Source organism: uncultured Shimia sp., from assembly GCF_913054185.1.
In the GTDB taxonomy this organism is placed as follows: Bacteria; Pseudomonadota; Alphaproteobacteria; order Rhodobacterales; family Rhodobacteraceae; genus Shimia.
Genome location: NZ_CAJXIV010000116.1, coordinates 1 through 11,600 on the forward strand (window position 1 = coordinate 1; position 11,600 = coordinate 11,600).

At 57.7% G+C, this 11,600-nt stretch carries 14 protein-coding genes; all 14 read right to left on the minus strand.

What is annotated here, in order from left to right; all coding sequences use genetic code 11:
• Positions 1-325, minus strand: a 325-nt coding sequence (locus QZ517_RS18005; protein WP_294229727.1) for an inositol monophosphatase family protein, incomplete at its 3' end; no start/stop codon positions are given.
• Entirely contained in the window at positions 312-1,658 is a 1,347-nt protein-coding gene (locus QZ517_RS18010) for a TldD/PmbA family protein (protein WP_294229730.1), read from the minus strand. The genes QZ517_RS18005 and QZ517_RS18010, both read right to left, overlap by 14 nt.
• 68 nt (positions 1,659-1,726) lie before the next feature.
• Positions 1,727-2,488 (minus strand): TIGR02186 family protein, encoded by a 762-nt coding sequence (locus tag QZ517_RS18015; protein WP_294229733.1) that lies wholly within the window; start codon positions 2,486-2,488, stop codon positions 1,727-1,729.
• A 2-nt stretch (positions 2,489-2,490) separates the two neighbouring features.
• Positions 2,491-3,408, minus strand: coding sequence for a sulfite exporter TauE/SafE family protein (locus QZ517_RS18020; protein ID WP_294229736.1), 918 nt, complete (start codon positions 3,406-3,408; stop codon positions 2,491-2,493).
• Positions 3,409-3,596: 188 nt separating this feature from the next.
• Positions 3,597-4,607, minus strand: coding sequence for an ABC transporter permease (locus QZ517_RS18025; RefSeq protein ID WP_294229738.1), 1,011 nt, complete (start codon positions 4,605-4,607; stop codon positions 3,597-3,599).
• Positions 4,607-5,701 (minus strand): ABC transporter permease, encoded by a 1,095-nt coding sequence (locus QZ517_RS18030; protein WP_294229740.1) that lies wholly within the window; start codon positions 5,699-5,701, stop codon positions 4,607-4,609. The genes QZ517_RS18025 and QZ517_RS18030 overlap by 1 nt, the downstream gene beginning before the upstream one ends.
• Complete coding sequence (locus QZ517_RS18035; protein WP_294229743.1) at positions 5,694-7,280, minus strand: ABC transporter ATP-binding protein; 1,587 nt, start codon at positions 7,278-7,280, stop codon at positions 5,694-5,696. Before QZ517_RS18035 ends, QZ517_RS18030 begins: the two co-directional genes overlap by 8 nt.
• A complete protein-coding gene (locus QZ517_RS18040) occupies positions 7,277-7,633 on the minus strand; it encodes a molecular chaperone GroEL (protein WP_294229746.1) in 357 nt (118 codons plus the stop codon). The genes QZ517_RS18035 and QZ517_RS18040 overlap by 4 nt, the downstream gene beginning before the upstream one ends.
• 85 nt (positions 7,634-7,718) lie before the next feature.
• Positions 7,719-8,708: a BMP family ABC transporter substrate-binding protein gene (locus QZ517_RS18045; RefSeq protein WP_283424008.1), complete on the minus strand. Its 990-nt coding sequence runs from the start codon at positions 8,706-8,708 to the stop codon at positions 7,719-7,721.
• A 172-nt stretch (positions 8,709-8,880) separates the two neighbouring features.
• Positions 8,881-9,294, minus strand: coding sequence for a GNAT family N-acetyltransferase (locus QZ517_RS18050; protein WP_294229751.1), 414 nt, complete (start codon positions 9,292-9,294; stop codon positions 8,881-8,883).
• Complete coding sequence (gene tsaB / locus QZ517_RS18055; protein WP_294229755.1) at positions 9,291-9,881, minus strand: tRNA (adenosine(37)-N6)-threonylcarbamoyltransferase complex dimerization subunit type 1 TsaB; 591 nt, start codon at positions 9,879-9,881, stop codon at positions 9,291-9,293. Before tsaB ends, QZ517_RS18050 begins: the two co-directional genes overlap by 4 nt.
• Positions 9,882-9,890: 9 nt before the next feature.
• Positions 9,891-10,454: a NifU family protein gene (locus QZ517_RS18060; protein ID WP_164644348.1), complete on the minus strand. Its 564-nt coding sequence runs from the start codon at positions 10,452-10,454 to the stop codon at positions 9,891-9,893.
• Positions 10,455-10,548: 94 nt separating this feature from the next.
• The gene (locus QZ517_RS18065; RefSeq protein ID WP_294229758.1) at positions 10,549-11,004 is read right to left on the minus strand and encodes a universal stress protein; all 456 of its coding nucleotides are present in this window, start codon (positions 11,002-11,004) and stop codon (positions 10,549-10,551) included.
• A 66-nt stretch (positions 11,005-11,070) separates the two neighbouring features.
• On the minus strand, positions 11,071-11,600 hold a 530-nt coding region (locus QZ517_RS18070; RefSeq protein ID WP_294229761.1), incomplete at its 5' end, for a branched-chain amino acid aminotransferase.

The following is an 11,600-nucleotide window of genomic DNA, read 5'->3' on the forward strand; positions in this document are numbered from 1 at the left end:
GCTCGGCAATCGCCAGCGCATGGGCCCAGGTGTCAGAGCCTTCGATAAAGCTACGGGTGCCGTCAATGGGATCAATGATGAAGGTCTTTTCCGCATGAATGCGATCCCCTTCATCCAGCGACTCCTCACTGAGCCAGCCATAATCCGGCCGCGCGGCGCGCAGCGTATCCTCAAGCATCTCATTGACCGCTAGATCAGCCTCTGTGACCGGCCCCGCGCCCTCTGGCTTGTGCCAGGCTTTGGCATCCGGGCCGTTGTATCGGGTGGCAATCTTGCCAGCCCGCTGCGCCGCTGCAATCAACAGGTCAAGATCAGTTACCGGCAAGGGTCATTCCCGGGATCAGCAGCGAAGGCACAACGCGCGACAGATACGTGCGGGCATCATTGGCCGGCACAATCGACTTCATCATGTCATGTAGGTTGCCCGCGATGGTGCATTCATTCACCGGATAGGCAATTTCGCCGTTCTCGATCCAGAACCCAGCGGCACCGCGCGAATAGTCGCCGGTGGTCGGGCTGATGGTGGAGCCAATCATCGAGGTGACCAAAAGCCCGGTGCCCATGTCTTTGAGTAACTCGGCGCGGCTTTTGTCCCCTTGGGTGAGGGAAACGTTCCAGCTGCTTGGGGACGGCGGCGAAGAAATCCCTCGCGCCGCATTGCCTGTGGAGGCCATGCCCAATTTGCGGGCGGTTGCCAAATCCAATGTCCAGCCGGTCAGTATTCCATTGTCGATAATTGCGCGTCGCGCTGTCGGCAGCCCCTCGGCGTCAAACGGGCGGGAGCCGGACACGCGGGCCCGCTTTGGATCTTCGATCAACGACAGACCCTCCGGCAGCACCTGTTGACCCAGCTTGTCACGCAGCCAAGAGGAGCCCCGCGCCACCATGCCGCCGTTTGCGGCTGCCAGCACATGGCCAATCAGCGACGAGGAAATCCGCTCGTCAAACAGCACCGGAAAGCTGCCGGTCTCCGGCTTGCGTGCGTTCAGCCGCTCCACCGCGCGTTGTCCTGCGGAGGTGCCAATTTCTGCGGCGTCGCGCAGGTCGCTCTGAAAAATCCGGGAATCGCCATCATAGTCACGCTCCATCGCGTCACCTTCACCGGCAATGGCAGTGGCGTAGATGCCGCGGCTGCTGCGTGCATATCCAGCGGCAAAGCCATTACTGGCCGCCAAAAACACTTCGCTGCTGCTGTATCCACCGGTGGACGATTGCACTTGGCTCACGCCATTTACAGCTTTGGCAGCCGCCTCAGCGATCATCGCATCTTCTTGCAGGCTGGCGGCAGCGGGCTCATCAGTTGAGTCGCAGAGTTCCAACCCTGCGATATCCAGGTCTCGCGCCAACTGATCACTGTCTGCCAGCCCAACATAGGGATCTTCCGGCGCTTCTTTGGCCATGGCCACGGCCCGTTCGGCCATCACCGCGATGCTTTCCGCGCGTGTATCAGAAATCGAGACATTGGCTTGCCGTCGACCAATCAATACCCGAAGCCCAAGGTCCACCCCTTCTGAGCGTTCCGCCTGCTCCAGCTTGCCTTCACGCACATCAATGGACACCGACGTGCCACGCATCACCATCGCGTCTGCGGTCTCGGCACCAGCCACTTTGGCTGCGTCCAACATGATCTCTGCAAGCTGCTCAAGCGTCTGCGCCATAAAATGCCTCGTGTTTGGTTTTGTGACAGGTAGTCGGCCCACGCCAAAGGCGCAAGCCTGCTGACAGATTAGCGCCGCTGCAAAACCTGGAACGCGGCGGAGGCCATCCAGCCTGCGGCAATGGCAATTGCCAGCGACATCAACCCGTACATCAGCGGCTGATTGCGCGACATATCAAACAGCCAGCGCTCCAGCCCCACCTTGTTCACGTTGATTACGGTCTCGTAGTCTGACACCACCTTGCCGCCACGGGTGAGGAAAATCCGCGTGGGATAGTCGCCCTCGGTCAGGTTCGCAGGCATTTTGATTGAGGTGCGGAACAGGGTTTGCTCATCCACCGACACCGAATTTTCCAGCACCTGATACGCGCCCTCACTGGTGCGAATGCGGATCACAGCCTCACTGAAGCTCTGCGCATCTTCGATGCCCATCGGCGCGCCAACCGAGCGGATCGCACGCGGGATCGACACGCGGTGGCGTTGGTCTTCAACGTTGGACATGGCTTCGTTAAACGGGGCGGAGGTGGCCACAGCGTAAAAGCTTGGCGCGTGGTCAATTTCCACTGCGTCGGCGTTCACCCAGATGCCAAACTTGCGCTCTTTGCGGCGCACGGTCAGCGGGCCACTAGGGCCGGACACGGCAATCACAACCTCCAACGGCGGGTCTTGCAAGATCGGGCTTTCGCGTTTCACAGCGCCAAACAGCAGGATTTCTGACCCGTCAAAATCAGCCGTGATCGCAACCTGATCCTGGCTCAAACCCAAGACAACTTCTTCGGCCATCACAGGCGTCGCGACAATCAAAGCCAGAGAGAGGAGCAGACGTTTCATGTTCAGTGCCCTCCCGTTGCGCCAATGGAGAACAGCTCGCTTGGCTCGAGCAACAGGTCCAACGCCAGCTTGGCGCAAACCAGAATTACCAGAAGTGCCAGCAATATGCGCAATTGCTCGGCTTTCAGATAGGTGCCCAGTCGTGTGCCAACTTGCGCGCCAATCACGCCGCCCACCAGCAACAGAACCGCCAGAGCAATGTCCACGGTGTAGTTGGTGGTCGCATGCAGCAGAGTGGTAAAGCCGGTCACAAAGATAATCTGGAACAGCGATGTGCCCACAACCACTTTGGTCGGCATGCCCAGCAGATAGATCATCGCTGGCACCATGATAAATCCGCCGCCAACACCCATGATGGCCGCCAAAATACCCACCAATACGCCGACGATCAGCGGTGGAATGACCGAGATATACAGCCCGGACACGCGAAACCGCATCTTTAGGGGCAAGCCGTGGATCCAATTGTGTTTCTTGCGTTTGGGCGGGCCTGCGTTCTTGCGGGATTTGCGGATGGCATTCAGGCTCTCGACAAACATCAAAGAGCCGATCACACCCAGGAAAACCACGTAACACAGCCGCACAAGCAGATCGACCTGGCCTTGCGCCTTTAGATAGTTAAACAACACCACCCCAAACGCCGCGCCAACCAATCCTCCCGACAACAGAACCGTGCCCATTTTGAGATCAACAGTTTTGCGCCTGAAGTGCGCCAACACGCCACTGAAAGAGGAGGCCACGATTTGGTTGGCTTCGGTGGCCACAGCCACGGCTGGTGGAATGCCGATGAAAAACAGCAACGGCGTCATCAGAAAGCCGCCGCCAACCCCAAACATGCCGGATAAAACCCCAACCATGCCACCCAAACCGAGTAGCAAAAAGGCATTTACGGAGACTTCGGCGATGGGGAGGTAGATCTGCATGTTTTTTGATAGCGCCAGTGGGGACGCAAAAGCAACCTGTCTGGACCGCTAAATCACTGACAGGCCAGATCAATGCCCCCAAACTGGACTTATTCAGGCCTGAGTTGTGGACGAAAAGAGGGCGCAAAAAGAAAACCCCGCCAACATTGCTGAGGGCGGGGTTTTTGAAGACCTGAGAGGCAGATGCCTTAGCGTTCTTTGATATAAGGCTGTGCGCTGGCTTTGGGCGGAATGGCCTTGCCGACGAATCCTGCGAGGATCACCACAGTCAGGATGTAAGGCAGCGCGCCCAACAACTGGACCTGAACTTTAAGGCCAATCACGTTCTCGATGATGTCTGGACGCAATTCCAAAGCTTGGAACAGACCAAACAGCAAGCAGGCCCCCAGTGCATACACCGGACGCCACTTCGCAAAGATCAGCGCGGCCAACGCGATGAACCCACGACCAGCGGTCATGTCTTTCACGAAGCCTGCCTGCAGTGCGGAAGACAGGTAGGCCCCGGCCACGCCACAGAGCACACCACAAAGCAGCACCGCCGCATAGCGCAGCCAGACTACCGACACACCAGCCGTGTCCACCGCAGCCGGGTTTTCGCCAACAGCCCGCAGACGCAGGCCAAACCGGGTCCGGAACAATAGCCACCAGGTGAACGGCACTGTGAGCAGTGCCAGATACACCAGCGACGAATGCCCCGAAATCAGTTCGGAGTAGAACTGCTGCAACGGGCCAGCTTCGGCAATCAACTGGCTTAACGGTCTGTCAGCTGCGGCGGCATCTGACGGGCCAATCGCAAATGGCAACTCAATAGGGTTGAAGCGCGCGTCACCCTGCAATGGCGGCGTGCGCCCGCCCTGACGGAACCAGCTTTGCGCCACCAGAACCGTCATACCTGCAGCGAGGAAGTTGATTGCCACACCGGAGATCAACTGGTTGCCGCGGAAGGTGATGGACGCCAGGCCGTGAACAATCGCGAGCGCCACGGAGGCGCCCACACCAGCCAGCAATCCCACCCAAGCATTGCCCGAGTAAAAAGCCACGGCGGCGGAGAAGAATGCTGCTGCCAGCATCTTGCCCTCAAGGCCAATGTCGACCACGCCAGAGCGTTCCGAATACAGGCCAGCCAGACAGGCCAGCAGCAGCGGGGTTGCCAGACGTACAGAGGTGTCCAGAACCTGAAGTAGTGTCAGAAAGTCCATCAGGCATTCCTCCGGCGCATCGCAATGAAGAGTTTTTCAAGCGGTTCGCGCACCATATTGTCCAACGCTCCGGTGAACAGGATCACCAGGGCTTGAATAACCACAATCAACTCACGTGGAATGCTGGTCCACAGCGCCAATTCGGCACCACCTTGATAGAGAAAGCCAAACAGGATCGCTGCCAGCAACACACCAAACGGGTGGTTGCGTCCCATCAGCGCCACGGCGATGCCGATAAAGCCCGCCCCTTCGGTGCTGTTCAGGATCAAGCGTTCGCTCTCGCCCATGGTGGTGTTGACCGACATCATGCCCGCCAGTGCCCCGGAGATCAGCATGGCAATCACAGTGATGCGCACCGGGCTGATACCTGCGTATTTGGCCGCTGTTTCCGATTCGCCAAAGGCGCGGATTTCATAGCCAAGTCGGGTTTTCCAGATCAGCACCCAAACCACCAGACAGGCCAACAACGCGAGGAAGAAGGTCACGTTTGCAGGGGCGCCACGGAACAGTTTGCTGCCCTCGGTGGAGAACATGTCTTGGAAGGTTGGCAGGTGCACCGCCTCTGGGAATTTGGCCGAAGCCGGATCCATTGCGCCCACCGGACGCAGCAGTTCCACCAGCACATAGTTCAAAATCGCCGCTGCGATGAAGTTGAACATGATGGTGGTGATCACGATGTGGCTGCCGCGCTTTGCTTGCAGATACGCCGGGATCAACGCCCAGAGTGCGCCAAAACAGGCTGCACCTACAGAGGCCCCAAGGATCGCAAGCGACCAATGCGGCCAGTCGATGTAAAGACAGGCCAAGGCCACGCCAAGACCGCCCAGCATTGCCTGGCCTTCACCACCAATGTTGAAAAGGCGGGCGTGGAAGGCGACCGAAACCGCCAAGCCAGTGAAGATAAAGTTGGTCGCGTAATAGAGCGTGTAGCCCCAGCCAGCCGAGCGCATCAATGCGCCGTCGACCATAAGTTTCAGCGCCGCAATGGGATTTTCGCCAATGGCCAAAATCACAAGGGCTGAGAAAAACGCTGCCAAAAACAGCGAGATAAAGGGGATCAGGACGATGTCGGCCCACTTCGGCATCTTATCCATCGGCGGGAACCTCCTGTGGATTGGTGTCATTGCCGCCGTTGCCATTGGCCACAGCGGAGGTGTCAGTGATCCCGGCCATCAACAGGCCCAGCTCTTTTTCGTTTGTGTGCGCGGCGTCGCGTTCGCCGGTGATATGACCGTCAAACATCACCACCACCCGGTCAGCCAAAGACAGGATTTCTTCCAGCTCCACCGACACAAGCAAAATCGCTTTGCCCTGATCGCGCAGATTCACAACTTGCTGGTGGATGAATTCAATTGCGCCAATGTCCACGCCACGGGTTGGTTGCCCAATCAGCAGCAGGTCCGGGTTGCGCTCGATCTCACGGGCCAGAACAATTTTCTGCTGGTTGCCACCAGAGAAGTTCTTCGCCGCCAGCTTCGGATCCGGTGGACGCACGTCAAAGCGCTGCATCTTGGCTTCCGCCTCGGTGTAGATGCCTTTGTTGTCCATCAGGAGGCCGTTCTGGATTTCCGGCGAATGGTGATAGCCAAACACGGTGTTTTCCCAAGCGGCAAACTCCATGATCAGACCTTCACGCTGCCGGTCTTCCGGCACGTGGCTGATTCCTGCCGCACGGCGGGCTTGCCCGTCTGCGCCATGTCCGGTCAGCGGGAGCGCCACACCGTTCATGGTGATCTCACCGGTGCCATCAGCAAAACCGCCCAGCACTTCGAGCAGCTCTGATTGCCCGTTGCCAGCCACGCCCGCAATGCCAACAATCTCACCAGCATGCACAGTCAGGTCGATGCCTTTCACGCGCTCCACGCCAGCCTCATCCACAACCCGCAGACCTTTGATGTCCAGCACAGTTGCGCCCGGCTCCGCAGGCTTCTTGTCCACCCGCAAAAGAACCTTCCGGCCCACCATAAGCTCTGCCAGATGCTCCGGCGAGGTCTCTGACGTCTTCACCGTTGCGGTCATTTCACCACGCCGCATCACGGACACGGTGTCGGTGTATTCCATGATCTCACGTAGCTTGTGTGTGATCAGGATGATGGTTTTGCCCTCTTCGCGCAGACGGTCCAGAATGCGGAACAGTTGGTCCGCCTCCGCTGGCGTCAACACGCCGGTTGGCTCATCCAGAATGAGGATTTCTGCTTTACGATACAGAGCCTTGAGGATTTCCACCCGCTGCTGGTGTCCAACAGAGAGGTTCTCGATCACCTCATCCGGGTTCACATTCAGCCCGTATTCCTCGGCCAGATGTTTCAGCTCCTTGCGGGCATTGCCCAGCGAGCTGTTCAGCATCGCGCCGTGTTCGGCACCCAGAATGATGTTTTCGAGCACGGTGAAATTCTCTACCAGCTTGAAGTGTTGAAACACCATGCCAATACCCGCGCGGATTGCGGCTTGGCTGTCCGGGATCAGGGTCTTTTCACCCTTGATGAAGATTTCCCCGGCATCGGCTTTGTAAAAGCCGTAGAGGATCGACATCAGCGTGGATTTGCCCGCGCCGTTTTCGCCGATGATGCCGTGAATGGTGCCCGGTTGCACCGAAATCGAAATGTCCTTGTTTGCCTGGACAGGGCCAAAGGCTTTGGAAATGCCTTTGAGTTCAATGGCAGGCGCCGTCATTCAGGCTCTCCCAGTCCTGCGAAGCCGATCATCCGCGTGGCGCGGCCGTCGGCGTCAAGTTCCACATAGTATTGGCCCAGCTGTTCTTTGCCGTCAGCCATGCGAAAAGCCACCGTCAGTCGGTGATGGCCTTTGGTCTCGCTGGTATTCACCACGGCCGCCGTCGCACCGGGCGCATATTGCGCATACATGCCGACATAGCCATTGAGCGCGTCCAAGTCGGCGATGGGTGCTTCGGATCGTGGATCAATGTAAGTGAATTTGTCCGCCAGCGCCCCTTTGAGGGCTTCTGAGCGTTTTGTAGCGTCGGTGTCTCCCCACGCGACAAAGAATGCGTTTAACGCATCAACCATCTGAGTGTCCCCCTCTAAGATGTAAGGGCCGCACCGCAATGGTACGGCCCCCATAAAGAGCTCCGGGTTTGATCCCGGAATCTGCTTATTCTACTGGGCAGGTGTTGTCGCTCATGTAGTCGTGCACAGCCAGCTCGCCGGATGCGATCTTTTCTTTCGCACCGTCAACCGACGCCTTCATGTCCGCAGACACGAGTGCTGCGTTGTGCTCGTCCATGGCGTAGTCGATGCCGCCGTTGGCCACACCCATCACGTTGAAGCCTGTTTCCAGGTCAACACCAGCTGTCATCGCTTCATAAACCGCGTTGTCCACGCGCTTCATCATCGATGTCAGAACTTTACCGGAGTGCAGGTGGTTCTGGTTGCTGTCCACACCCACAGACAGGATGCCTTCATCCGCTGCGGTTTGCAGAACACCAACGCCAGTGCCGCCAGCCGCTGCGTATACAACGTCCGCGCCCTGTGCGATTTGTGCTTTGGTCAGCTCAGAGCCTTTTACCGGGTCATTCCACGCGGCAGGGGTGGTGCCGGTCATGTTCTGGATCACAGTGGCGTCTGGGTTCACAGCTTTTACGCCCTGAACGTAGCCACAGGCAAACTTACGGATCAGCGGGATGTCCATGCCGCCGATGAAGCCCACGGTGCCGGACTTGGACGCTTGTGCGGCCATCATGCCAACCAGGTAGGAGCCTTCGTGCTCGTTGAACACAACGGAACGTACGTTTGGCGCGTCCACAACCATGTCGATGATCGCAAACTTGGTGTCAGGGTAATCTGGTGCCACTTCGCTCAGCACGTTGCCAAAGGCAAAGCCGGTCATCACGATTGGGTTGGCGCCCGCTTCAGCAAAGCGACGCAGAGCTTGCTCACGCTGAGCTTCGGACTGCAGTTCGATTTCGCGGAATGTGTTGCCGGTTTCTTCGGCCCAACGTGTCGCGCCACCAAAGGCTGCTTCGTTGAAAGATTTGTCAAATTTGCCGCCGAGGTCAAAGATCAGCGCTGGCTCTGCCAGGGCTGCACCTGCGGAAAGAGCTGCTGCCGCGGCTGCGCCGAGGAATTTGTGCATGAGGCTCATAAATGTCTCCCATATATATTGAGCGGGTCGGTCGTTGTTTTGGCGAGCTGCCGTCCCGTCTATTGTTTAGATCCCGCCGGATCATCGTGTTACTAAGGCGATTGAGACCGTTAGCGTCAACGGTTTTTTGACCGTTTGGGCAAAAATGACCGATCTCGAATCACACCTATCGCTACCTTAACGCCTTTTTCATAAGGCTGGCAGTGATTTGCTCTCCATCAGGTCTGCTGTAGTAGCCGGGCCGCTCACCGCAGATTTCGTAGCCTGACCGGGTATAGAGCGCAAGCGCAGCCGCATTGTCCTGCGCGACCTCCAAAATCGCCCAACACGCTCCACGTGTTTTTGATTCGGTTTCAAATTGATCCAGCAAAACAAGGCCCAAACCTTTGCCTTGATGATCCGGCGCCACTGCGATGGTCAAAAGCTCAGCTTCATCTACGATCACCCGTCCGATTGCGAACCCCACGTCACCCTTGATGGCAAAAATCAATGACGAGGCCAACATGTCCGAAATTTCAGCAGCACTCCAAGCGCGACCATTGGGAAAGGCTGCCGCATAAATCGCCGCCATCACCTCTGGCGTCATGGCAGGATCACTGGCGCCGGGTCTTTTGGAGGCGCCGCATCGGCTGGTTTGATATAAAGCGGGGCAGGGCGCATGGGATTGTCTTGGTACCGTTGTGCTGCCAGCCGTGCGATTTGTTCCACAAGGCTTTCCGCCTCTGGCGTCACCAAAGGCGCGTTTTGAGCGGCCTGTGCCAATTCCTCTTCGGAGGCCAAGTAAGGCGTACCTCCTTTGGGAAACAGATACCCTTGGGCACGCGGAGCACTGACCATTGGCACGCCGTCACCACTTAGCCCTGCTTCAATGGCATCAAAGCTGTTCACACCTGCAGCCGGAATACCAAGGCCGAGCGCCAGACCACGGGCGGCTGACACAGAGATCCGAATACCGGTGAAATTCCCCGGCCCAACGCCAACGCCAATCGCATCCAGATCGGCAAAGGTCTTGCCTCCTTCGGCCAGCACCTCTTCCAACATCGGCATCAGCCGTTCGGCCTGCCCACGCTTCATCTCTTCAACCTTGCGCGCGATGATCTGGTTCCCGCACAGCAAAGCGGCCGCGACATGCGCGGCCGATGTATCAAAGCTAAGTACCAAAGGTGTGGTCATGCTGTTGGCTTACACCGCTACAGGGCGCACTTCGGTCACTTCCGGGATGTAGTGACGCAGCAGGTTCTCGATGCCCATTTTCAGGGTCAATGTAGACGACGGGCAACCGGCGCAGGCACCTTGCATGTGCAGATACACAACGCCACGATCAAAGCCGTGGAAGGTGATGTCACCACCATCTTGCGCCACAGCAGGACGCACGCGTGTGTCCAGAAGCTCTTTGATCTGGCCGACAATCTCGCCATCTTCGCCAGTGTGCTCCGCGTGACCCGAGGGCGCCGCCGCATCACCTGCGAGAACTGGCTGACCGGATTGGAAGTGCTCCATAATCGCGCCAAGAATGGACGGTTTGATATGATCCCATTCAATACCGTCGGCCTTGGTCACGGTGACAAAATCATTGCCAAAGAACACACCAGCCACACCGTTCACCGCAAAGATACGGGTCGCCAAAGGAGAGGCTGACGCGCCGTCCGCAGTTGGGAAATCGGCGGTGCCCATTTCCAACACGGTCTGACCGGGCAGGAATTTCAACGTGGCGGGGTTTGGTGTGGATTCTGTTTGAATGAACATTGGCAGACCTTTCCTATCGGGATTGATATGCGCCTGCGATAGGCAATAGTCAAGGTTTAGATTCATTCTAAACTGAGGTTTGAAAGTTGTGGACTTACGTCACAGCTTCCAGCTGCTCTTTGGTCAAATCACCTGGCACAACTGTGATCGGAACCGGCAAGCTGGCAGAGTTGCGCGACAGCTGAGACACCAGTGGCCCTGGACCTTTGCGGTCATTGCCCGCACCCAGCACCAGAACGCCAATCTCCTCGTCTTCTTTGATCTCTGCGAGGATTTCGTTGACCGCTTCACCTTCGCGGATCTTCAGTTCGGGATCGACGCCTTGGCGATCCCGCATCCACTTGGCAAACACCTCGTAATGCACCTCGATCCGCTCCCGCGTTTCTTCGCGCATCAGATCGCTAACGCCAATCCAATGGTTGAACTCTTCCGGTGGAATGATCGACAGAATTTTCACGCCGCCACCGGTGCGCGCGGCCCGCATCGCTGCAAACCGCATCGCATTTAGACATTCCCGGCTGTCATCCAGCACTACGAGAAACTTGCGCATCCTGTCACTCCCTTTCCGGGATCATGCCGCCTAGCGCTTTGGGGCGCAATGTTTCTTTCTGTCACCTCAGGCAGAGGTCGCGGCCCAGTCCCAATACATCTCGCGCACCCGGCGGGTGATCGATCCAATTTGATACTGCTGGTCTTCAAAAGCTTTTACCGGCGTGACCTTGCTCATGTTGCCGGACAGGAAAATCTCATCCGCCTCTTCAAAATCGCCATAGCCCAAAATTGTTTCATGCACGGTCACGCCATCGGCCCGTAGGTTTTCAATGTGCCGCGCGCGGGTGATGCCCGCGAGGAACGTCCCATTCGGGATCGGAGTGAACACCTCGCCATCGCGCACCATAAACACGTTGGAGGTGGCGGTCTCCGCCACATTGCCCATCACGTCACAGGTCAATGTGTTGTTGAATCCTTTGAGCTGCGCCTCTCGCAACATGCGGGCGTTATTTGGATACAGGCATCCCGCCTTCGCGTTCACAACCGAACTTTCCAGAACCGGGCGACGGAATTGGGTTTTGCACAACGAGACCGCTGCGTCCGGCGCTGCCATCGGGATTTCCTCAAGGCAAACAGCAAAGCCTGTGGTCTCCG